Here is a 22,558-nt window from a genome sequence, read left to right on the forward strand (position 1 = left end):
GCGCTGGGTGCAACCGCCCTATGAGGGTGTCCGCGTGTCTGCCGTCGCGTAAGTTGGGAAAGACAACATCGACTCGTTTGGCGCGTGCTCATAGGTTGAGGACAGCACGGCACTGAGCCGATCGCCCAACAGGTTCCAGGCGCGTTTCTTCTCTTCGGCATAGTCGTGATGCAGGTAATGGCGCCTCACTCGCGAGCCTGCCAGCACATGGTTTTGGCAGCGGTCGATGACGTCCAGGTTGACCCCCAAGGCCTGCATCATGGTCGCGCCGGTGCGGCGCAGGTCATGTGGCGTCCAGTCGCCGTTCTGGCCATCGGCAAGGACCAGGGTGTCGTCGTGACACCGTCTTGAGAGGGCTTTGCGGTTTTTGAACCGGGCTTGGCGATCGCCGACCTGTTTACTCACCACCTTTACGTCCACATGCCCATCATCCTGCTTGTTCGGAAAGCACCACTGGGAATCTCCCGTCAGGGTCTTGAGTTCCTGAAAGAAATGCAGGGAAAAGGGGGAGAGGAAGATATGGTCCTGTTTCTTGCCCCGGGTGCCTTTGACGTTTTCACTGGGGAGGAACCACGTTTGCCGGTCCAGGTCGACATTTTTCCATTCGGCCTGCAGCAACTCGCCAATGCGGCACAAAGTACCCAAGCTGATCCAGAGCGCGAGCTGGGTTTCCTTTTTTAACGGCCGAATGCCCTCGTATTTTTGCCCGGCGGGGAGGGCATTGTAATCGGCCGTCATTTGCTGGAAGCGGTTGTGCAGTTCTAACAGCTCCGCCGGGGAAAGGATGCGGCTTCTTTCGGCCTCGTAGTCGGCCGGGATCAGGGGGGAGATGTCGACCAGTTCCGTCGGGTCGCCCTCGACCAATAAGGCCCGCCAGGGCTGGCGCTTTCTGGCCCAGCTGAACATCTGGGTGAGGTCGGCGAAGAAACTGATGGCTTGTCGGTGAGCGCCGCGGCTAAGGACTGCCCGGATCAATGCCCGAACATCGTGCTCGGAAACACTGCTTACTGACGTCTTGCCGAGTGCAGGGTAAAGGTCCTTAGTAAAACGTCGACGCAACTCAGCATTGCCGTCTTTGCGCGCGACGCCATCCACCAGCCAAGCCTTGGCCAGATCCTGGACGGTAAGCGTTTGCACCTTCGTCGTTTTTACTTGTTCGGCCTCTAGGTTAGCTGCGGCGTATGCCTGTGCCTTGGCGGTTTTCTTTTGCTCGTTGGGATTGATCTGCTCATCAATGAGTGCCCGGGCCTGGTTACGGGCCTTACGGATGTCCGTCAGGGATTTGCGCGGCCAGGTTCCGCAGGCGTACTCTTTGTTCTGGTCACCCCAGCGATACCGATAGAAAAAGCTGATCGACACGCCGTCCTTGCGGACTGAGATTCGACCAGCCAGATTGCCATCCTCCCTGAGGATCCGGCCGGCGTCATTGGCGGTCAGCGACTCGAGTTCTTTGATGGTGATTTTGGCCATGAAACGGACTCCCCCCACTTTTACCCCCACAAAAACGTCGGCTCTTGATGGACGTTCCTGGACTCTCGTAGAGCCGAACACCGCTGGAGCTCAAGTAAATACTAGCTTAGAAAAATCCAGAGTAAAATTTTGGAGTCTTTCAAGAAGTATGAAAAAGGAGATGGGGTGCTAGGGGTCGAGTGTTCGAATCACTCCGTCCCGACCATATAATTCAAAGGGTTGCGAGATTTTATCTCGCGACCCTTTTTTATTTTTGGACGTTTTTACCCCCACAAAACGACTGGCTCTAGGTAGAAACTTCACGATATCCATACAGCTTTACACCCCCGCATCTGATGGCTTTCTCGGCCCCAGTGCGCTGGCCGAGGCGATGGCGGCGGCTGAGCAATGGATCGACAGTCAGCTCCATTAGAGCGAAACCGATCGTCATTCCCAAACCACATGATGATGCTCGTATCAGCCCTGCAGGTTTCCGGTTATCCATGGGGGAAGCTGCCAGGCGCCAAAGCTGGCGTGTGAGATATGGGCAGCTTTTCTTTATGCACAGAAACTGACCCGATGCCGCTCCTCGACGGCCGGCCGGAGGGCAGCTTCTTCCCGCTTCGCGCAGATTATGAGCGCTCCATGGGAGTTCCATTGTTGGTGATCAATGGCCGTGGGCTTGATTGGAGAGAATATTTAAAGTACTCCCCTGCAAGTAATCGGCGTTAAGCGTCTTGAAGCAGTTAATACCCTACGCTAATAGTTATTTTTAGCATTATGTAGGAAACCCTCTATTCGGTTTTTAGTGTTGATACAAATGTAGCCAGCAAAGGATCTTTTTCAGCATTTTGCTTGTGCCTGCCGATGAAAATCCACTCGTCCTCTGTCCAAAGAATTCGTGTTGTTTTAGGTGCTTTGCAGTCAAAAACAACCTGATAGATTTTTGTTTCTCGCTGCTGGACGACGACGCATTGCTCAAGGCAAACCAACAATCGCTGCCCGGGCTCTAGTGTCGGCACATTGAGCGGGACACACATATTAATTTCTGTTTTTCGCATGATGACTTTCGTCCTTAAAATTCAGAAACCGTACGCGGTAAATCAAAAGCAAAGGCGATCCGTTGCGGTGAGGGACTCGTCTCATGTCTTTGAACATGACGTCCTATGTGCACTTCAAGGTGCAATCATTACGGTGAAGTAGTCACTTTGAACCCGTACAGGCAATTACCTCCAGGGTGTGGAGCTGATAGCTCATTGCTGATCGTGAGAGCTTTTTGGGTTCGGTTTTGTTCTCGATCTGGCCGTCAGAGCTTTATCACTTGACGCTTACCCGCAAGGTTGTGGGCTTTCAAAGACAAAACATTGGGTGGGAGCGCTCAGGCCGGCGTACCTCATAGAGTTCAGTGGTTCTGTTCATGACTAGCCTCCGAGGGTTCATATGTGCATAATATTATCATGCAGTGATAATAGAAAGGCAATCTGCTCGACCTTGCCTCAGGCAGGAGCGACGTTTTTTGCTCAACTGCCGGGAGGCAAAATCACGCATGAGAACAGAAAGATGTGAGCGCTTGGAGAGCTGCATGAAACGTGAGGACGTAAAAATCAAACACGCTGAAGGCATTCAGTTTGACACCCATTTAATTGCCAATCCGGCCAACACCCAGGAGTGGATCGCCTTCTTTAAAAAGGAAGCAGGAAGAAGCTTTTTCCTGGTCAATGACAATGAAGAAATTGAACCCTTCCGACACCTTGATGATTTGATTAATGAGCTGCGTGAAATCGGTATCAAGGTGGCTGAAATTCATTTTTGAATTCTTTTTTCTTGGAGTGTCGTCATGTCTGTCAGGGTCGAACATCTGTCTAGTCAGAGTGAAGATCTATGGTCCGTGTGTGTAGGTGCCCGGCGAATTCAGTTCCGCAATGAGCAGGGTGCAAAGGACTTTGCGGCAAAGCTGAAAGAGCGTATAGAAGCTCCACATATATACCCGTATGCAGTGCCGGCAACCGGCGACAGAAACTGCAGTAAGTAATTAAATGTGTTGCCCTTGTTTTATTATAAAGATTGAAACATAACAAAAAATAACAAGATTCCCTGCTTGAGGGTGATGCAAGACTCGACGAGTTATAAGTCCCAATCAGAGGAACACCAGGAGATTTTTTAATCGGTTGGCCTGTCTTCCTGTTGCGAAGGGGCGCCAGTGATTCCTGGGCTTTTTTGCCTGGGGTCGGTGCTGATGGGTAAAGATCTACCCCTCTTGGGCATTTTGATTTCTCTTCAATCAAAGAGGGGCGGTAGGCGTGGCGCAGGATATAAAAACGCCAGCTCTGACTGAGCTGGCGATTACGTTTATCTAGTCACGCAAGTAGGCCACCAAGGCGTCAGCGAAGGACTCAGTCTTTCCGGTTCCCCCCATATCCGGTGTCACCTGATCGCAGGCGGTTTTCAAAACAACGCGGATAGCGGTACGAATGCGTGTCCCCTTGTCCACCATGCCCAGATAATCAAGCATGTCCGCGGCAGCCAACAACAATGCACAAGGGTTCGCGATGTTCTTGCCAGCGATGTCCGGTGCCGAGCCGTGGACCGCTTCGAAGATGGCCGCATCGGCGCCGATATTAGACCCGGGCGCCAAGCCCAATCCACCCACCAGGCCTGCGCACAAGTCTGAAAGGATGTCACCAAACAAGTTGGTGGTGACAATGACATCGAATTGATGGGGATTCATTACCAGCTGCATACAGGCGTTATCGACGATCATTTCGTGGAATTCGATTTCCGGATAATCCGCAGCGACCTCACGCGCAACCTCAAGAAACAAACCGGAGCAAGACTTTATGATGTTGGCCTTGTGCACCGCGGTAACTTTCTTGCGGCCTTTGCTACGAGCCAGCTCGAACGCGTATCGCACGATGCGTTCGGAGGCTGTGCGTGTTACGCGAATACTCGCCAAAGCGACTTCGCCGTCTTCTGAAATACTCTGTCCTTCGGGTAAGTAAGCCCCCTCGGTATTTTCGCGCACTGTGATGATGTCGATATCTTCGAAGCGCGAACGGGTCCCCGGGAAACTGATCGCTGGTCGGACATTGGCGTAGAGGTCGAAATGGCGGCGAAGGTGAACGTTGATCGATGAGAACCCACGGCCAATCGGTGTCGTCAGAGGGCCTTTAAGTGCGATGCCATGTTTGGCGATCGTATCGATAGAGGCGGGTGGCATCAGCTGTCCATGTTGCTGCAACGCCTCCAGGCCGGCCTCAACGAAGTCGTAGCGAAGATTGCAGTCAAGGGCGTCGAGTACGCGTAGCGTCGCTTGCATGATCTCGGGGCCGATGCCGTCGCCCTTGATGATTGCGATTGTTCTGCTCATGGTCTCTTCCTTAACAGAGCTTTGTCAGCCTGCTGTATTGATTGGGTCATTGAGACTGGTGTCACGAGTCTGCTGATAGGCATTGACTGTTGGACGGCTTTCACCGCGCCAGTGTGCTGTGTTTCATCCTCCGCGCCGTGACTGCGCAGGTCATCGCGGATCAAATGACGGGCGTCCTGAGACGGGTGTCAGATCTCGCGCCGCACAGAACTACTCGAGGATGCTGCTGCTACGGGGCGAGCTACCGGATCAAGCGTGCTGTCACTGCTCCACCGAATATGCGCATAACATTAACATACAATGTTAATATTTGCGGTAGGCGCGCTCAGCAAAAGTCATTGGCTCACTTTCGCATGACGCGGCGGACAAAAAGCTTGGCGTCATCAAAGGCAGGCACGATTGCCAGCGTCACCAGAACCATCGCGAGCGGTACCGTTGAGATGTAACCAATGTGCTTGAACCCAAATGCCCCCATCACGCCGCCGAAGAAAAAATTCAGCGCCAGCAGTATCAGTATTTTGAGCCGGGTCCGATTGGCGAGAACTTTTGGGTGTGTTGATGTGCTGGCGGCATTCCAGTAAAAGAGTTTTCCCAACTCAATTCCGATGTCCGTGATGATGCCGGTGATGTGTGTCGTTCGGATTTCGGCTTTTGAAATTTTGGTGATCACCGCGTTTTGTAGCCCCATGATGAAGCACAGGAGCATCACGGTGACTGACACGAACAAACCATCCACGGTGGATAGTTGGGCGCCCAGAAAGCCAAAGCAGATAAGCAGAAAGGCCTCGACCAAAAGTGGCACTGCAAACTCACTGTGCATCCGTCTGCGTCGGGAGTAATTGACCATGACCGCAGAGCACGCAGCCCCAACCAGAAAAGACAACAATGCGCCGGCGCCACTAAGTACCAGGTCGTAGGCTCCCAGCACACTGTTGTCTGCCATCGAAGAGACGATGCCCGTCATGTGTGAGGTGTACTGATGCACTGCCAGGAAACCGCCAGCGTTGATTGCTCCCGCGACGAAGGCCAAGGCAAAGCCAAGATGTCGGTTTGCGGCGGTGGTACGCCTTCGCCCGGTGAGACTCCTGACATATTTGATCGGCATTTATTCACCCTTGTCTCAAGGGTATGAGGCGCAAAAAAGCCAACCGATTATGTATGTCTGATATCACCAGGTCCTCGCAATTTAGACGGGGCTGCTCGTTGAGTGTTGAAGCCGTTGGCTGTTGTTTCTACTGGTCGGTGAACAGGATCGCCTGCTGGAGCAGCAGACGGTGCAACGACTGGATAGTCCCAAGTGCGGCAGCTGCCAACCGTGCAATAGGTTGTGCAGCTGCGGCACTTCTGCATGATTGACGTCAGCTTAAAGCGGGTAGTGCGCCGGGTAATGCAGCTTCGCAGCGCCGGTGTCGATAGCGGCCTTGGCCACCGCGCCGGCTATTGCACCGAGCAGGCGAGCATCGAGCGCTTTGGGGAGGATGTAATCGCGGCCAAACTCAAGTTTATCGACGTTGAATGCTTGCAGCACTTGCACCGGTGTCGGCTCTTTGGCCAATTGGCGCAGTGCTTCCACCGCCGCAATTTTCATCGCTTCGTTGATCCGGGTTGCGCGAACATCCAGCGTCCCGCGGAAAATGAACGGAAAGCCCAGAACGTTATTGACCTGGTTAGGGTAATCAGAGCGACCGGTCGCCATGATCAGGTCATCACGTGTGGCCATGGCCAGCTCGTAGCTGATTTCAGGGTCCGGGTTCGAGCAGGCAAACACGATCGGGTTAGGTGCCATCGCTGCCAATGCTTCTGCCGGGAGGAGATTGGCTCCAGACAGGCCGACAAACACGTCAGCACCGGTCATGGCTTCCATCAGCGTACGAGGGCCACCGTCGTTAACGAACTGTGCTTTGTATTGATTGAGGCCTTCCCGAGCGGAGTGGATAACACCGACACGATCGACCATGTATAGGTTGCTTTTTTGAGCGCCGAGACTAAGCAGCAGGCGCATGCAAGCAGTGGCAGCTGCACCGGCGCCGAGGCAGACAATTCTCGCATTACCCAGGGTTTTGCCCTGAATCTCAAGTGCATTGAGCATGCCGGCGGCAGTGACGATGGCCGTACCGTGTTGGTCGTCATGGAAGACTGGGATGCTGCACTGTTCGATCAGTGCTTCTTCGATTTCAAAACACTCAGGCGCTTTGATGTCTTCCAGGTTGATGCCACCAAAGGTGTCGGCAATGCGCACGACGGTCTCAATAAAGGCCTGGGAGCTCTCGGCATTGACTTCGATATCGATCGAATCGATTCCGGCGAAACGCTTGAACAGCAATGCTTTGCCTTCCATGACCGGCTTGCTGGCCAAGGGGCCTAGATTGCCGAGGCCCAGAATGGCCGTGCCGTTGGTGATCACGGCCACCAGATTGCCTTTACCGGTGAAGCGGTAAACATTCTCTGGATTCTTCGCAATTTCGCGTACAGGCTCCGCTACGCCTGGGCTGTAGGCCAGTGCGAGTTGGGCGGCTGTGTCGGCAGGCTTGGTCAGCGCGATGCTGATTTTTCCTGGGGTTGGGAATTCGTGGTAATCCAGTGCAGCCTTCTTGAAGTCGGTAGTCATGCGATCACCTAATTAGATGTTGATTACAATCACATGCTAACACTATTATAATGATAGGCAACGAGGTCCTGACCCACAGACCAGGATCCAATTGCCAGTTGCGCGCTGCTGATGAAGGGGTTTATCAGCCAGCGGACCCACTCTATTGGCCCTAAGACTTCAGGGCGGGCCTGTATCTGTTGGTCAATAGAGATCCTCCTATGCTTGAACCCGTATTAGGCCACCTCGTGTGGCCATTTTTTTGCGCGCTCGAATGTCCCCAGCGTCAAGACGCTGAGGTGATGGACGTGGCTCAAATGAACGCGGTGATCAAAATAGCGGGGGGCGAAAGGGGAGCAGGCCATGACAAAGGCGCTGAGAGAGGTTTAGCCGGCCATCAACTAACAGGCAACAGTTCAGGTGTTGTGCTGAGCTGTCTTTCGATGCGGTCCATCTTCAAGGTGTTTGGTGTTCTGTTCCTGTTAGCCAAACGTCGAGCCTGTCCAATGGAAGGAAATGACCTGGGTCTGCGTTGATCAGTGGTCTTGACTGTGAGAGGCGTGGTGGGTTCGCGGGAAGGCATGGGGTGCGTCGATTCTTTCTTTGAGTGTGGCGGCATAGTCCTTTGCTCCCTGCTCAGTCCGAAATTGGCAGCGGCTACCGAAACAAACAGACCAAAGCGCTTCGCTCTGACCGGACAGATACTCGACTATTACTGACAGGGTCAAACTCTCTAAGTGGAACAATCAGAAATGAACTTCGGCGGACTTGATACCCAGCTCTCGAAGCTCGCGGATCAGTTCATCGAGGTGTCCAAATGACTCAATTTCCTCATTGTCATTGACCAGGAAATAGCTTCTCCCGGCTTCCTTTTTGAAAAGAATGATCCACTCGTGCGTATTGGCCGGGTTGGCTATCACGTGCGTGTCGAAGTGCATGCCTTCACCGTGTTTGGTTTTGACGTCTTCGCGTTTCATTCGGGGTCTCCGGGCATATGTTTCTGCGCTCTCGCCACTGTATCTACAGGGTCGCTGGTGTCGTACGAGGCTAGGCCAATTGCTTTACTATTATCACTACGTGTGAATAGTATGCACATGCCACCAGCGCGAGGCTAGTCATGATTGCCATACGAGAAGCTTGGAAAGCGGGCTTGTTAGGGCGCAAGCACTGGCTTCGAAATATCGTCTCGGGGGTCATCGTCGGTGTCGTGGCGTTACCCTTGGCCATGGCGTTTGCCATCGCCTCGGGCGTCAAGCCGGAGCAAGGAATCTACACGGCAATTGTTGGTGGCTTATTGGTTTCGCTTTTCGGCGGGAGTCGACTACAGATTGCCGGCCCTACTGGGGCGTTCATCGTCATTTTGGCCAGCGTGACAGCCAAGTACGGCGTTGATGGCTTGCAGATCGCGACAATGATGGCGGGTGCAATATTGTTACTGCTTGGCATCACCAAGCTTGGCGCACTTATCAAGTTCATTCCCGATCCCGTGATCGTTGGGTTCACCGCCGGCATCGGTGTGATCATTTGGGTCGGGCAGTGGAAAGACTTTTTGGGCTTGCCGAACATCAGTGGCGACCATTTTCATGAGCGGCTTTGGCACCTCATCCAGGCTCTGCCCGGACTCCATCTGCCCACGACCCTATTAGCCCTTTTGAGCCTGCTGTTGGTGATACTCGCGCCTAAAGTACCAGGCGTAAGGCGTGTTCCTGGTCCTCTGATTGCCATGGTCGTTGTGACGGCGTTGCATTCCTGTTTTAAGTTCGATGGCGTGGCAACGATCGGGAGTGCATTCGGGGGATTCCTCAAGGACTGCCCAAAATTGGCCCTCCTGAAATAACGCTGCCGCAGGTCATTGAATTGATTGGTCCTGCGTTCGCGATCGCGATGCTGGGGGCGATCGAGTCGCTGTTGTCTGCTGTTGTCGCCGACGGGATGGCCGGCACCAAACATGACTCCAATCAGGAGTTAATCGGACAAGGCATTGCCAACCTGGTCACTCCTCTGTTTGGTGGTTTTGCTGCGACAGGCGCGATCGCTCGAACAGCGACCAACATCCGCAACGGTGGCAACAGCCCCATTGCGGGTTTTGCGCACGCCGTCACGTTGATTCTATTGATCTTCTTCCTGGCACCTCTGGCTTCGGATATCCCGCTGTGCGCGTTGGCTGCGATCTTATTCGTGGTCGCTTACAACATGAGCGAACTGAAGCACTTCACACGCATGGTCAAACGAGCCCCAAAAGCGGATGTTGCGATCCTTTTAATCACTTTCAGCCTGACCGTTTTCAGCGATCTGGCGATTGCAGTGAATATCGGGGTCATTCTCGCCATGCTGCAGTTTATGCGTCGGATGGCTGCATCTGTAGAGGTGCAGTTAATGGTCGAAAAAGAGCTGGAGGCAGAGTTGCGCTTGAATGGGCATGTACATCTTCCACCCGGTGTTTTGGTTTACACCATTGAGGGGCCTCTCTTCTTTGGCGCAGCAGAAACCTTTGAGCGCGTTTTGGCTCAGACGCACACCGATCCCGGGACGTTGATTATTCGTCTGAAACGGGTGCCGTTCATGGATATCACGGGCTTACAAACGCTGCTCGAAGTTATTGAGCAGTTGCGTAAACGCAGCATCGTCGTGAAGTTGTGTGAAGCCAACGAAAAAGTCCTTGGCAAGCTCGATAAGGCAGGGGTTCTTCAGGCACTCGGCTCACAGCATTATCATGCTGACTTCAGTGGTGCACTGGGCAGCTACGCCGAGATCGACAAGCCCCAAGGCTAGAGATGAGGTGCAAGAGAGTAGAAGGAGCGATGAGCAGGCATTCGTCGTGCCCGCTCATGCGCAGATGAATCACTTACCATTGGGCGCAGTTTTGCTTTTGGTGGCGTAGGACACGCCATGCGTCTCCAGATAGTCCCGAATAAGCTGACGAACGACCTGAGAGGGCGTCAGATCCTGAGATGCGCACAGTTCTTCAAGTGCTTTTTTCTTGACGGGATCAATGAGCACAGTTAGTCGTGCAGTCTTATTTTCCATGGAATTGCCAGTACCTTAAAACGGTCGATGTTAATCAAATTGTAATGGTCGGGGATTTATTTGTCACCGATTAGGTTCGTTACAGTTAACTGGATTGACCATGATCAGAAAATGGCGACGGTACGTCTACCAGAAACGGGTAAAAGAAGGGATAGATGGCCTCGCCCGAATCAATTGCCGCTCTAGCCACTGCTCCAGCTACCCCCGAATGCAGGCGCCCATCCAACGGCTTGGGAATAATGTAATCCCTCCCCAGCACCGCTGCAGGCGAGTACTGCGTGGGTCCATACGAGATGAGTGCGCACCCACGTTCAGCAGCAGCCTCACACACTCGGTCGCCGCACGCTCGTTGCGGCTGATTACCTGTAAAGCGGTAAACGTCGTCCGGATTTTTGGCTATCGCCAAGCAGGGCTGCGCGACCCCTGGGCTGTACGCCATTGCCAGGTCACCTACCGTTTCGACCCGCACCCTTGATTCGACATTGGTTTTTCCAAGTGGATAACCCTGGTGACGATACGCGGCTGTGTTTTTTGCCCTGTATTCATTGCACGCCTCAATTGTACTTTTATTATCATATTATGATAATGTAATTAGACCTTGATGTGTGTCTTTGAGAGCGCTTCATTTCAAGAACTTCTCCCATTTGCAGTACAGGCTGGTTCCGTAGATGAAGGCTTACCACGCTGGTTGGGTGATTTATTACTGTGAGTTGTCAGGCGTTGCAGCCTTCGCAGTGACAGGCACCCTGATGGCAGGGCGAAAATCGTTGGACTGGTTCGGTGTAATCACCATCAGTTTAGTCACCGCTTTAGGCGGCGGTGCCTTGCGTGACGTACTGATGGCACATTATCCGATCGAGAGGGTTTCCAATGAGAATGGCTTTTTGGTAGGGGTTAGTGCTTCGCTAGGAACCATGATTTGGGCGAGGACCTTGAAAACCTTCAACGAGAAGGTGTTGTTGGTAGCCGATGCATTTGGATTGGCTGTATTTACGGTCAGAGGAACAGATATGGCTCTTCAGCAAAACCTCCCTCCCACCATCGCAGTGATCATGGGTGTAGCTACCGCAGTCGCTGGGGGTGTGATGCGTGATGTGTTGTGTAACGAAATACCGTTGGTGTTTAAGCGTGAGGTTTATGCATCCATCAGTATTTTGGGTGCCGTCGCCTACATCACGCTGTTGGATTTGCAGATTTCTCTTGAAGTGGCGTCTGCAATCGCCATTGCGTTCGTTTTTGTCAGCCGTATTGCCGCCATTCGTTGGAAATGGATGCTACCCAGGTTCCATGTAGTCGATTGATCTTGTTGCCTGGCCGACAAAGCTACGCTCTATAAGAAAACATGAGTGATGCTTAGTCATCTCTGCCCCCCCATCCTTGAGGCTGCACCTGCAGCCTTTTTTTTCCTTCGCCATTAGATGATTACGCGTCAAGGGAAGGGCTGAAAAGCTGCCGGCACGTTTACTCGACATTATCTGGTAGGCCCCAGATCACCGCCTTCGAATTCGAGTGCGCACGCCGTCATATACAAGCGCCACGTGCGGTAGGTGGCCTTGCTGACGAACCCCAGCAGCTGATCTTGATTCGCCAAATTACGGGTGTTGGTGTGCTGGCAGGTATGGCAGCAACCGCTCAGTTTCATTTTTCACGACGGCATAGCACTCGCAGCTCAGTTGCTCGAGTTGCGCTCGGTCTATGACTTTGACGTGACCGCGGCTGTACTCGATTACCCCCTGTCTTTGTAGTTTGCCGGCGGCCTCGTTCACACTTTCGCGGCGCACACCAAGCATGTTGGCAATAATTTCCTGGGTCACGGACAAGTCGTTGCCCGGTAAACGGTCGAGGTATAACAGAAGCCAACGACACAACTGCTGATCGATCGAGTGATGGCGGTTGCAAACGGCGGTCTGCGCCATTTGGGTAATAAGTGCCTGGGTGTAACGCAACATCAGCAGGAGCATGTCGCCATGCCGATTGAACTCATCCTTCAGCCGACGCCGGGGTAGCCGGTATGCATGCCCAGCACTTTGAACAATCGCACTACTCGGTGTGCTTTCACCGCCCATAAACACGGCGACGCCGATCATGCCTTCGTTACCCACTACCGATATCTCTGCCGTGGCCCCGCTCCCCATCACGCAAAGCAATGAGACGATGGCATCAGTTGGGAAGTACACGTGGCGCAAGGTGTCACCTGACTCGTACAACACATTACCTAGCGGCAATGTGACGAGTTCAAGATGGCGCAGGAGACGGCTCTGAACTTGCGCCGGCAATGCGGCAAGCAAATGATTCTGTTTTGGATTGGGGGAGTCGGACATTTACGTTCCTGTTCAAGGAAGAAATTTCTAGCCGCATAGAGAGTGGCTGCGGTGATGAGCTACTTTGCAGAGCGGTCTTGCACCGCTTCGTTATCAGTCAAATGTGCCAGGCAGCCTGTTTTTGACTTTGCGTGTGCTCAAATTTGCGATCTGATCCGCAACACCGTTGATCGTGAGCGTTTGGCAGAGATCCGAACCGAAAAGCACGCAGGACCAATGACCACCCTGTTTCCTCACGCAAGACATGCCCTCGACCAAGGCAACGATGAGGTGACTCAGTGCGCCTGGCAGGGAGGGCGAAATTTTAACCACGCTGTCAGGGTTCGACGGAGATATGCACGCTTGATTATCACTAAGTGTGCGTGATTTGTCTGTGCGATGCCGAACATAGTCTCAGTGGGGTCAAGGACAAAATGGGGCGTCTATGGTGAGGAAGGACGATTTTGAGCACTCGACAGCCGCAGGAGTACGAGTCGGGCAATTTTGGCCATAAAATGGGTTCCCCCTACTTTTACCCCCACAAAAACGTCGGCTCTTGATGGACGTTCCTGGACTCTCGTAGAGCCGAACACCGCTGGAGCTCAAGTAAATACTAGCTTAGAAAAATCCAGAGTAAAATTTTGGAGTCTTTCAAGAAGTATGAAAAAGGAGATGGGGTGCTAGGGGTCGAGTGTTCGAATCACTCCGTCCCGACCATATAATTCAGTGTCTTAGGCCAGTGTTAACAGCACTGGCCTTTTTCATGTGCGTGACTTTTGCGTGACTTCTCTAATTTTCACGCCTGCTTCCTCTTCAGAATTGTCAGTACCGGTCCACGCGAATCGGTTGCTGATACCATGTTCGCAGCTTCAATCAGATGCCCGAGCTCAGCGCCCGAATAGTGACTGGTGATGCTGCCGTTCTTGTGGCCAAGAAGAGTCTTGCGGTCTTCCGCGGTTACGCCTGGTGCGCGCAGCCGACGACCAAATGTGTGTTTGAGGTCATGGATCCTTATGGATGCATAACCTGGGTGAGCGGGGCGAAGGTTTTCCTCCTGCCAGAGTTTCGCCGCTCTCACCCGCGCCTTCTTCCAAACAGAGTCATTCATTCGATGCATCGCGGTGCCGTTGTAGGGAAAAACCCACTCCTTACTTACGCCGCGTTGTTTCTCGATGATGGACTTAGCCACGTTGTTGAGCACGACCAGCCGCTCGTCACCGTTCTTCACTCCAGACCGTTCGTGTCTGCCGCCAAAATCAGCCGGAATCAGAAACACGCTGATGCCGAGCTCCGGCACCGAAATCTCCCAATCCCATCGCAGTTTGCAAACCTCCTGCTCCCGGGTGCCGGTGTTCACCTTGAACAACGCCATCGTTTGCAGGTGGGCCGGCAACTCTCCAAATAGAATCGACTGTTCCGGCCACGACATCGGGTACGGCTTGCGACTCGACTTCTTCTCTTCAAGCTTTGTGAGCATCGGTACGCTATCCAGGCCACGGCCTGCGCTCATCATCTCGCCACTTCCTGGCACACAACGACAAAACCCGAACCACACGCTCGATCGAGATATTCACCGTCCTGTTGCTGACACCTTTCTTTACCTTGCCGCCCTCAAGCTTCTTTGTCGCCAGCCTGTCCTTGATGAACGGCACCAGGGCCTGATCATCGATGTGGGTCAGCGGTATGTCGCCTATGAACGGGTCCAATTGAGAAAGGTGGTGCGCCGAAAGCTTGATTGAAGGTTGATCCTTGAACTCCAGCGGGAAGCGAGTTGCCGCCTCCCGCCAGATCCTGACCCTCTTTACGCCGTACACCTTCTGTTGCCGGATCTGCTCCAGCCGGTAGATCAGGTAGCGCTCCGCTTCTTCCCGGTCACCAGTTCCAGTGCTTTCGTAAAGTCGTTCTCCATTGATTTTCTTGTCGATATGCCAGATGCCTTCCCTCTCGGAGAGGCCCTGTGATCGATTTTCGCGCCATGATTTATCTCCTTTCTGGCGCTCGCTGCGGGGCGATTGTTGCTCCGAAGCGCCGTTTTTATCAATTGCCTTTGCTGCGACGTAGGCCGTAGCCCAATCGTCGAGCTCTTCCCGGTCGAAGCCAACACCGCGCTCACCGATCGGGAACTCGCTGACATAAGGGCGGACGGTTTTGTCGAACTCGGCTCGGCACATGCCCAAGTAGATGGGCGCGGCACCGGCACGGATGAAGCGGGGAAGGATGCTTTCGCGTCGGGGCCGGGAGGGCGCCTGCGCCAGTTCTGCAGACATAAGTGCTCCATGCCGCGCGTGGCGGCAGAAGGTGGGGAGGGGTTAGCGCTTGGAGCCGCCAATGATGTCGCCGGACATCGTCTTGACACTGCCGCTGATCGCGCTGCAAGTCACATCGCCCGACATGGTCTCGACGTCGCCGTGTACATCGCCGCATCGGACGTCACCACTCATGGTCTTGACGCGCTCGGCGGTTCCGGTGATTTCGACCTTGCCTGACCCGGTCTCGACGGATTCGGCGTTTCCATTGACCGTCACGCTGATGGGGCCGACCAGAGTGCCAGCCTGCTCTACACCGTCGATCATGTCGCCTTTGATGCTGATGCTGCGACGGGTGAATGTGCGGCCATCGATGGTGACGCTGGAGCCGCCAGTGTTGATTTTCATGTGCAGAATTCCTCGCCCGCCGTTCACCGGCAGGCTGTATGTGGATTAATGGGATACGCTGGAAAGCGGGCGGCGTGAGAATGCAAACGATCTCTCATCACGGATGAAATCAAATGAAACTGATTTGGTTAGTGCTTGTTGTTGGTCTGTTGGCTTGGAAGTTTTCCCCTGACGTACAGTCATGGACTGAGGCGAGGCTATCGAATCAACAGGTAACCTCCAAAGTCATGACTGCGCAGAAGCCCGTTGCGGCTCGATTCAATTGCGATGGCCGCAAGCGCTGTTCGCAGATGACCTCATGCGCAGAGGCCAAAAACTTTCTGCAGAATTGCCCGGGAATGGAAATGGACGGAGACGACGACGGGATACCGTGTGAGTCGCAGTGGTGTCGCTGACCGTTCTCCGGCAGGCTGTTATGGTTTAATGAAAGCAATTATCAAGGAGGATTTGCTATGGAAAAGGCGTTTCGAAATCCGTTGTTTCTGACAGGGCTATCGCTGGCAATCTGTGGTTTTGTGGTTATAGCGCCTGGATTGTGGATTCCTGGGTTAGTGTTGATGGTGTGCGGATTGGCGGCCGGAAAGAAACAAGCCTGAGGTTATCGCCCTGGCCCCGAGTAAATGAGCCAGGCCATGTAGGCGAGGGCGGCTACAGGGACGATCATGGCGTCACCTCACGGCGTGCCCACCAGCAAACGGGGCCATCGTCGGTGTCATGGATGGCCAGGCAGAACCAGCCTTCGCCATCTGGGCGATCTGGCTCCCAGTAGCTGCAGTCAGGGTCATGGGATTCGAAGTAGCGGTTGGCAATCGCTTCGCCTGCATACTCAAGGCTAACCATTGCCACGGCCAGGCCCTGCTCAGCGATCCAAGCCTTGCACTTGTCGCCATCACCCTCTTCGAAATCCGGCATGTCAGGGTGTTGGAACATTCCGTTTTCATCCCGCCTGACCGGCCACGAACGTATCAGGCCGACACGATCCAGACGCTCTATCTCTGCCAACAGCAGCGCTGAATATTGCAGTGCCACGATATACAGGCGAACATCCGCTTGAGGGTGTTACCGAAAAAAGCACCTAGCGCATTCACAAAGGGTGTGAAAGCTGGCTTGATTCGTTGAAGTGGGGTATTTGTGTTCGGCCCGGCACGGAGCCGGATCAAGGAGATCGTAATGGTGTTAGTGGATAGGCCGTACCCAGTTGTTTATGAGCATCGAGGCGTTAAAGCGAAGATTGATTTCGAATGGGATAGCGACAGTGATTCTGTGCCAACAGGACTTAGAATCGCTGTAGAGAACAAAGAAAGCCGGGTTGAAGCAATTCGTGAAAATGCCAAGTACAACAGCTTCAATGAGGCGTTAGCCCGCGGAAAAGCATTGGCGAGGCTAGACATCGATTTGACTCTTGGGCCTGATCTTCAGCTTGAAAACAGCGCTCAGCGCAATAGGTAAGGGTGGGTCAGGCAGCTGCGCGCTTCAGTTGCTCGATGAGCTGAGTCGGCAAACCGCGCAACGTCAGCGTGCCGCCGGCTTCGTCGAACTCAACCTTCGAACCGAGCAAATGTTCTTCGAAGCTGATCGACAGATCATCGATCCGGCCGGTGAAGCGCCGAAATTTGTTCAGGGTCTTTTTGTCCGGCGGGAGCGAAGCCGAAAGGCCGTAATCCTTGTCGCGGATGAAGTCGGCAAACGCCTTTGGCTGTTCGTCGTCGAGTACTTCGGACAATTCGTCGAGTGTGAGCGGCTCGCCCAGCCTGGCCTGAGCCATCGCATAGCTGACCAAAGTGTTGGTCTTCTCGCGGGCTGATTCCTCGCCAAGGTCTTCGCTTTCAACGAAGTCGCTGAACGCATTGAGCAGGGTGCGGGTTTCGCCCGGGCCGTCAACGCGCCAATGCAATGAAATCGCGGAAGTACTCGTTGAGTCTGCGGCCCTGCAGGTTTTCTCGTAGTCAGTTTTTCTTGGCTTTCGCCGTAACCACCTCAATCAACTATTGGCTGGCCTACAACGTCTCCGGATACCAGTCCATCTATCTAGCCATGGTCGGAGGCTGGTTTTTCGGCATGATGTTCGTGAAATTCGAGCCCAATAAGTAATCGTCGAACGACGCGCTTCGTGCCAAAGCTCCTGCTCGCCGAGTTCCTGTCGTTTCTCGGTCAACTTGGCTGTTCGATCTTCTTGGGTCACAGCCATGGCCAACCTGTTCTAAGCCACTGGCCGGCAGTGCCAGCCAGGATTGTCGTTTGCGTTGCTGATCATGATCAGGCTCCTAAACGATGGGCTTTGCGCCCTGGCTTTGTCCGCGACTTCATCAACCATGCGATTCAGTTCCAGGTTGAACTGGACCAGCTCTTTGTGCAGGTTGGCGATGTAGTCTTCGTTGCGTTGAATCGTCTCGATGTAGAGCTGACACTCTTCATCTTGGCGAGAATCGAACGACAGGAAGTCCCACCATTTCCGTCCCGTAACGAACATGCAGCCCTGAACCTGAGGCATGTGTTCCTCGGGCATGCCTTCGAGCCAAGTCCTGACGTGTATCGCCTCGTTGAAAGGGCACTTCGACTCGGTGCCACCGTCATCGTTGATCCGTCTGGCGAGCAATCGAGCCAGTCGTACTTCGGGTGGACGATGAACTCTGATGGTATGGCGATGTTGCCGGTCAACATCTCGTAGGCGTCCTGAGCCTTCTGTTCTTCGGTGTGGCCCCACTTCATGGAAGCGCTGCTAACGTTGTGCTTGGACTTCTTTGCCAGTCGCTCGAAGCACAGTTCGCGCATGTATGAGGTGCGCGCGCCCATAGGCTCGCGCTTCCCATTTTTGTCAGGCTTTCCCCAGGCCATCACATCTTTAAACCGGCTGGCTGTCACTCGGCCAGATCGGTCTGCATGCCACTTTTCAGTGCCCTGAAGTTCCGTTCTCACTACGCCGCTTCTTCGACCTGAGACAGGCCGTCGTTGTTGCCAGTCATATCGGTAAAGTCGCCATCAACGGTTGCTGCCATGTTCTTTAAGCACTTGTGGGCACTCGTTGCAGCGAGCACCAGTAAAAACGGCCATTTCACAAGGTCTTACAGGGGTACTGCGTGCATAGGGTGCTAGGGGGCGAGTGTTCGAATCACTCCGTCCCGACCATATTTTTCAAGGGGTTGCGAAATTTTATCTCGCGATCCCTTTTTATTATTCGGCGTTTTTACCCCCATAAAACCACTGGCTCTGGGTGGGGCTTATGGTTAGATCGGTGACGACGAATTCAGCTTGCCGTGTTGAAGCTCCGATTAAATTCAACTACGTCGTGATGAGAGGGATTTTTGGCGAACAGGGCAGGGAGTTGCGCATTGAACGCCTCTCGCTTCTGCGCTGCGACTCCCTTGACTGCGGCATTCAACACGGGACGCATCTCATCAGCGGTGTAATCGCAGCAGTACGCTGGCGTACAGGGTTGTTGGCGCCATGAGTCCTCCAGGCTGCCACTGTCGACTGGCTCGAATCCAACTTCATTGACAAGTTGCATCACGAGACGCTTATGATTTGTATCGTCACCAGCAACGGCGACTCCCAGACGGTTTTCCGCACCTTTTGGCTTACCAAGATTCTCTAGCGAATAAGCCAGAATATTATTGAATGCCTTGATCACCGGTCGGCCAAGCTGCTCGCTAACCCAGACGCTCTCCGTTTGACCATTTTCCAAAGCAGCGATGCGCTCGTCTCTCAGGCCTGGGTAGTAATTGCTCGTGTCGATCACTGGAACTGAAGATGGCAATGCCGCCAGCAGGTTCTTGGGAAGAGCTGCCATGGCCGGTTGGGGAATGGAAACAATCACAGTATCGGCGCCGTCGAAGACATCGTTCAAATCGCAAGCAATAGCACCCGCTTCCTTGGCAAAAGTGCTTACCGAGTCTTTTCCGCGAGAGTTGGCGACGCTGACCTCATGGCCAGCAGTGACGAGCTTTCGGGCAAGGGTTCCGCCGATAGACCCAATACCAACGATCGCGATTTTCATAATGCCTCCAGAGATTCAAAGTCCGGATACGTTAGTATTCGCACTGCAGTTTCCGCAAGAACCGACGATTTAGTCTGTAACCCACCAAAAGGTAAGTATCGATGGCGCGTGAGTGGGAATGTGAGAACCCTTTACGACGGCAGGCCTGGTCTGCCGCTATAAACGCTACGCTTCGCGTTTTGGAAGGAAAATGGAAAATTGTGATTATCAATGAGTTGATGGCCGCTAAAGGCCGGCCGCTTCGGTTCTCCGAACTGGAGAAGCTCATTCCCGATGTCACGCAGAAGATGCTCATTCAGCAATTGAAAGGGCTTCAGCAGGACGACATCGTTCAGCGTACCGTATACCCAGAGGTGCCGCCGCGGGTGGAGTACGCGCTAACGGCGCTGGGGCATGCACTCGGCCCGGCTATGACTGCCCTTATAGACTGGGCTGAGCTTCGTCATCAGCACGAGGCAAAGGGCATAAACCTGTCTAGCGTTAGCGACAATGAGCTGTTGGAACGCTAATGCGCCATGTTGGGCTACCCAAAACGCCAGCTCGTTTCAAATCTGATCAGCTGTGGTTTCAAAACGTAGATTTGTGACTATATATTTATTTGGTCACATTGTAAGTCCTCGATAGGGTGAGTAAGCTATTTCCATGAATCAGCCATCAATATCTTCGCCTAGCCCCCGTGGCCCAATCGATCACGAGATTCGCGATCAAATTGTCGCGGCGGCCAACGAACACTTCAGTCAATACGGCTATGGCAAAACCACGGTTTCCGACCTGGCCAAGGCCATCGGGTTTTCAAAGGCCTACATCTACAAATTTTTTGATTCCAAGCAGGCGATCGGTGAAGCCATCTGCGCAAATTGTCTGGCAGAAATCGTCGTGGCTGTTGAGCAGGCTATCAATGTAGAAGACCTGTCGCCGACGGAGCGTTTTCGACGTTTGGTCAAAACGGTGATCGCTACAGGTGTGAATTTGTTCTTTAACGACCGAAAACTCTATGACATTGCAGCGTTCGCAGCGTCGGAGAGCTGGCCTAGTACGCAGGCTTATGAGGCACAGATCAAACGCTTCGTGTTGCAAATCGTGCGAGAGGGGCGAGAGATTGGCGAATTTGAACGCAAGACTCCGCTGGACGAGACAGTAGAAGCGATACATCTCGCGCTGCGGCCATTCGTTAACCCCTTGCTGCTGCAGTACAACCTCGATTTCGTCGAGGAGGCGCCCACGCTCACCTCCAACCTCATCTTGCGTAGCCTCATGCCTTAACCTTTGGCTAAGGTTTATCGCATATCGCGGGTACCCGTCAGAATCTTCAATGGCTTTTCACTTTGCCCTTCTTCCATCCGTCGAAGGGCATTTTATTTATCTGCGATGTGACCATTTGTCGATTTCGTCACATGAATAAACAGGGCGGTTCCTCTCTTCTAATGCTTCATCTCGTCAGTCAGTGAGCGAAGCCCGCTCTCGGGTTGGGTAGTAGCTGAAGAGGAGGGGGCGTGCATTAAGTGCCGCGTCATCCGGTTAAGTCATCGGGTCGCTACAGGCTGGGCGTCAGGCGGTTGCCAGCCGCCACCAAGCGCTTTGAATGCCGCGACCGCCGCCCGTGCCGATTCCGTTCGTGCTTGCGCCCTTGCATCGGAAGCCTGCAGCATCGTCTCGTCGGCATGAAGGACATCGATCAGGCTGGCCGTACCTTTCTGATAGGCAATGAATGACGATTGGCGAGCTTGCGTCAGAGACGCCTCTCCCCCGGTGAGGGTGGTTGCTTGAGCTTCCCGATTTACCAGTGCGGAGAACGCGTTCTCGACATCCTCGGTGGCGCGCAGCACAGACTGACGGTAAGCGGCCAGGGTTTCGGCTTCCTGTCCCTTGGCTTGGTCGATCTGGGCGTTTATGCGACCGAAGTCGAAGAGTCTCCAGCGTAGCCCCAATACGCCCGCCGACTGGCTGGCTCCGCCGGTAAAAAGGTTGCCTGCGGATACAGCCGTGGCACTGCCCAGCAATGCGCTCAGGGAGAATTTCGGGTAGTACTCGGCAATCGCCTCCCCGATGCGTGCGTTTGAAGCTGCGAGATGGCGCTCAGCAAGGATGAGATCTGGCCTGCGGCGCAGCAGATCGGCCGGCGTTCCCGTGGCCTTTATCTGCGGCGCTACAGGAATGTTCCCCATATTTGCCAATTGCGTGCGGTGAGTGCCTGGCGGCGTGCCGAGCATGACATCCAGTGCATTCATGGCAGCATCCAGGCCGGTCTGCAGGGCCGGCACTGTCGCTTGGACCTGCGATAGTGCCCCCTCAGTCTGACAAACCTGATAGTTGGCGGCGAGGCCCTTGCTGTAGAGCAATTGGACTTTCTCTAGTAGCTCCTGCTGCGTTTTGACTTGTCGGTTCGCAATGTCCAACCGGGTCTGCAATCCGCGGATAGTGATGTAGATATCGGCGGTCTGCGCGGCGATGGTCAGTCGTGTGGCAGCGACACCCGCTTCGGAAGCCTGGTACTCGGCCAGTGCAGCCTCGCGTCCGCGTCGCAATCCGCCAAAGACGTCCACCTCCCAACTGGCATCGAGGTTGACCTCGTAGGAACTTCCGTACCGATCATAGCCAGGCGTTGAGTTCAACACCTGGCCGAGTGGGGTCTCGATTGACTGGTAGGAACGCGCGGCTTGGCCGCTGATGTTTCCCGAGGGTAGTAAAGCGGCATTTGCGGCGCCTAGTCCTGCCCGTGCCTGCGTTACTCGCGCCGACGCCTGCGCCAGATCCAGGTTCTGCTCAAGTGCCTTGGAGACGAAGTCGGCGAGCAGTGGATCACCGAAGCCTTCCCACCAGGCGACAAGACTGGCAGGCGTCGCCCCAGACCTCTGTTCGACAGAAGGCTGACCCAAGTAACGGTCCGAAAGCGGGGCGTCCGGACGGTGATAGTCCGGACCGACCGCGCAACCTGTCATCAAGCTGGCACTCACCAAGAGAGCAACGGGACGGAGGGGAGGCATTGAGGTTCCTTCAATTGAGCATGTTTGTGACCATATTACGTTATGGTCACTTCCTGTCAATCGACGCTTGTTCAGCCACGTTTGAGATTTGCTCAGTGTATTCGGCGATTCAACCGCTGGGGATGAGGGGGCTTAGAGCTTTGTAATGTGTGACCATTGACATAAATAGTCACTAGGCTGAGAATATTACGCCTGT

The 22,558-nt window shown here is 54.0% G+C and carries 19 protein-coding genes and 4 pseudogenes; 8 read left to right on the plus strand and 15 right to left on the minus strand.

Features of this window, described 5'->3' with window-relative positions:
- Positions 1 to 18: 18 nt before the first annotated feature.
- Both PFAS1_RS22105 and PFAS1_RS22110 read right to left on the minus strand, forming a co-directional pair.
- On the minus strand, positions 19 to 1,470 hold the full coding sequence (locus PFAS1_RS22105; protein WP_076030513.1) for a tyrosine-type recombinase/integrase: 1,452 nt from the start codon (positions 1,468 to 1,470) through the stop codon (positions 19 to 21).
- A 773-nt stretch (positions 1,471 to 2,243) separates the two neighbouring features.
- Positions 2,244 to 2,510: a hypothetical protein gene (locus PFAS1_RS22110; RefSeq protein ID WP_076030514.1), complete on the minus strand. Its 267-nt coding sequence runs from the start codon at positions 2,508 to 2,510 to the stop codon at positions 2,244 to 2,246.
- A 521-nt stretch (positions 2,511 to 3,031) separates the two neighbouring features.
- Here PFAS1_RS22110 and PFAS1_RS22115 point away from each other — a divergent pair.
- Positions 3,032 to 3,262 carry a hypothetical protein gene (locus PFAS1_RS22115; RefSeq protein ID WP_076030515.1) on the plus strand — a complete coding sequence of 77 codons (231 nt, stop codon included), beginning with the start codon at positions 3,032 to 3,034 and terminating at the stop codon, positions 3,260 to 3,262.
- A 540-nt stretch (positions 3,263 to 3,802) separates the two neighbouring features.
- On the opposite strand, the gene PFAS1_RS22120 is transcribed toward PFAS1_RS22115, so the two are convergent.
- The 3 genes from PFAS1_RS22120 to PFAS1_RS22130 form a co-directional block, all read right to left on the minus strand.
- Positions 3,803 to 4,816 carry an isocitrate dehydrogenase gene (locus PFAS1_RS22120; RefSeq protein ID WP_076030516.1) on the minus strand — a complete coding sequence of 338 codons (1,014 nt, stop codon included), beginning with the start codon at positions 4,814 to 4,816 and terminating at the stop codon, positions 3,803 to 3,805.
- Between the two features lie 343 nt (positions 4,817 to 5,159).
- Entirely contained in the window at positions 5,160 to 5,921 is a 762-nt protein-coding gene (locus tag PFAS1_RS22125) for a YoaK family protein (RefSeq protein WP_076030517.1), read from the minus strand.
- Between the two features lie 258 nt (positions 5,922 to 6,179).
- Positions 6,180 to 7,424 (minus strand): malic enzyme-like NAD(P)-binding protein, encoded by a 1,245-nt coding sequence (locus PFAS1_RS22130; RefSeq protein WP_076030518.1) that lies wholly within the window; start codon positions 7,422 to 7,424, stop codon positions 6,180 to 6,182.
- A 200-nt stretch (positions 7,425 to 7,624) separates the two neighbouring features.
- Here PFAS1_RS22130 and PFAS1_RS22135 point away from each other — a divergent pair, with 200 nt between their 5' ends.
- Positions 7,625 to 7,939, plus strand: coding sequence for a hypothetical protein (locus PFAS1_RS22135; RefSeq protein ID WP_056744497.1), 315 nt, complete (start codon positions 7,625 to 7,627; stop codon positions 7,937 to 7,939).
- 210 nt (positions 7,940 to 8,149) lie between these two features.
- Here PFAS1_RS22135 and PFAS1_RS22140 read toward each other — a convergent pair whose 3' ends face one another.
- Positions 8,150 to 8,380 (minus strand): hypothetical protein, encoded by a 231-nt coding sequence (locus PFAS1_RS22140; RefSeq protein ID WP_046047630.1) that lies wholly within the window; start codon positions 8,378 to 8,380, stop codon positions 8,150 to 8,152.
- Between the two features lie 140 nt (positions 8,381 to 8,520).
- On the opposite strand from PFAS1_RS22140, the pseudogene PFAS1_RS22145 reads away from it, so the two are divergent.
- Positions 8,521 to 10,175 (plus strand): annotated as a pseudogene (locus PFAS1_RS22145) (SulP family inorganic anion transporter).
- 69 nt (positions 10,176 to 10,244) lie between these two features.
- On the opposite strand, the gene PFAS1_RS22150 reads toward PFAS1_RS22145, so the two are convergent.
- Positions 10,245 to 10,430, minus strand: a complete 186-nt coding sequence (locus PFAS1_RS22150) for a ribbon-helix-helix protein, CopG family (RefSeq protein WP_076030519.1) — start codon at positions 10,428 to 10,430, stop codon at positions 10,245 to 10,247.
- A gap of 668 nt (positions 10,431 to 11,098) precedes the next feature.
- On the opposite strand from PFAS1_RS22150, the gene PFAS1_RS22160 reads away from it, so the two are divergent.
- Positions 11,099 to 11,731, plus strand: coding sequence for a trimeric intracellular cation channel family protein (locus tag PFAS1_RS22160; RefSeq protein WP_076030521.1), 633 nt, complete (start codon positions 11,099 to 11,101; stop codon positions 11,729 to 11,731).
- Positions 11,732 to 12,022: 291 nt separating this feature from the next.
- Here PFAS1_RS22160 and PFAS1_RS22165 read toward each other — a convergent pair whose 3' ends face one another.
- The 3 genes and pseudogenes from PFAS1_RS22165 to PFAS1_RS22185 all read right to left on the minus strand — a co-directional run bounded on the left by PFAS1_RS22165 (position 12,023) and on the right by PFAS1_RS22185 (position 15,384).
- Positions 12,023 to 12,751, minus strand: a complete 729-nt coding sequence (locus PFAS1_RS22165; RefSeq protein ID WP_076030522.1) for a Crp/Fnr family transcriptional regulator — start codon at positions 12,749 to 12,751, stop codon at positions 12,023 to 12,025.
- Positions 12,752 to 13,526: 775 nt separating this feature from the next.
- Positions 13,527 to 14,707: pseudogene (locus PFAS1_RS29585) on the minus strand (tyrosine-type recombinase/integrase).
- Positions 14,708 to 15,039: 332 nt separating this feature from the next.
- Positions 15,040 to 15,384 carry a hypothetical protein gene (locus tag PFAS1_RS22185; protein ID WP_076030524.1) on the minus strand — a complete coding sequence of 115 codons (345 nt, stop codon included), beginning with the start codon at positions 15,382 to 15,384 and terminating at the stop codon, positions 15,040 to 15,042.
- Between the two features lie 113 nt (positions 15,385 to 15,497).
- Here PFAS1_RS22185 and PFAS1_RS30450 point away from each other — a divergent pair, with 113 nt between their 5' ends.
- Complete coding sequence (locus tag PFAS1_RS30450; RefSeq protein ID WP_076030525.1) at positions 15,498 to 15,779, plus strand: excalibur calcium-binding domain-containing protein; 282 nt, start codon at positions 15,498 to 15,500, stop codon at positions 15,777 to 15,779.
- 265 nt (positions 15,780 to 16,044) lie between these two features.
- On the opposite strand, the gene PFAS1_RS22195 is transcribed toward PFAS1_RS30450, so the two are convergent.
- A complete protein-coding gene (locus tag PFAS1_RS22195; RefSeq protein WP_076030526.1) occupies positions 16,045 to 16,314 on the minus strand; it encodes a hypothetical protein in 270 nt (89 codons plus the stop codon).
- 240 nt (positions 16,315 to 16,554) lie between these two features.
- On the opposite strand from PFAS1_RS22195, the gene PFAS1_RS22200 reads away from it, so the two are divergent.
- Positions 16,555 to 16,833: a hypothetical protein gene (locus PFAS1_RS22200; protein ID WP_076030527.1), complete on the plus strand. Its 279-nt coding sequence runs from the start codon at positions 16,555 to 16,557 to the stop codon at positions 16,831 to 16,833.
- 7 nt (positions 16,834 to 16,840) lie between these two features.
- On the opposite strand, the pseudogene PFAS1_RS22205 reads toward PFAS1_RS22200, so the two are convergent.
- The 3 genes and pseudogenes from PFAS1_RS22205 to PFAS1_RS22220 form a co-directional block, all read right to left on the minus strand.
- Positions 16,841 to 17,312 (minus strand): annotated as a pseudogene (locus tag PFAS1_RS22205) (nucleoid-associated protein); the annotation flags it as partial.
- Positions 17,313 to 17,584: 272 nt separating this feature from the next.
- Positions 17,585 to 18,219 (minus strand): annotated as a pseudogene (locus PFAS1_RS22215) (lambda exonuclease family protein).
- 409 nt (positions 18,220 to 18,628) lie between these two features.
- Positions 18,629 to 19,378: an NADPH-dependent F420 reductase gene (locus PFAS1_RS22220; RefSeq protein ID WP_076030529.1), complete on the minus strand. Its 750-nt coding sequence runs from the start codon at positions 19,376 to 19,378 to the stop codon at positions 18,629 to 18,631.
- Between the two features lie 101 nt (positions 19,379 to 19,479).
- Here PFAS1_RS22220 and PFAS1_RS22225 point away from each other — a divergent pair, with 101 nt between their 5' ends.
- Both PFAS1_RS22225 and PFAS1_RS22230 read left to right on the plus strand, forming a co-directional pair.
- Positions 19,480 to 19,887 (plus strand): winged helix-turn-helix transcriptional regulator, encoded by a 408-nt coding sequence (locus tag PFAS1_RS22225; RefSeq protein WP_074875478.1) that lies wholly within the window; start codon positions 19,480 to 19,482, stop codon positions 19,885 to 19,887.
- A 133-nt stretch (positions 19,888 to 20,020) separates the two neighbouring features.
- Positions 20,021 to 20,641, plus strand: a complete 621-nt coding sequence (locus PFAS1_RS22230) for a TetR/AcrR family transcriptional regulator (RefSeq protein WP_076030530.1) — start codon at positions 20,021 to 20,023, stop codon at positions 20,639 to 20,641.
- A gap of 260 nt (positions 20,642 to 20,901) precedes the next feature.
- Here PFAS1_RS22230 and PFAS1_RS22235 read toward each other — a convergent pair whose 3' ends face one another.
- Complete coding sequence (locus PFAS1_RS22235) at positions 20,902 to 22,362, minus strand: efflux transporter outer membrane subunit (protein WP_076030531.1); 1,461 nt, start codon at positions 22,360 to 22,362, stop codon at positions 20,902 to 20,904.
- Positions 22,363 to 22,558: the final 196 nt, after the last annotated feature.

The organism is Pseudomonas frederiksbergensis, assembly GCF_001952935.1.
In the GTDB taxonomy this organism is placed as follows: Bacteria; Pseudomonadota; Gammaproteobacteria; order Pseudomonadales; family Pseudomonadaceae; genus Aquipseudomonas; species Aquipseudomonas frederiksbergensis.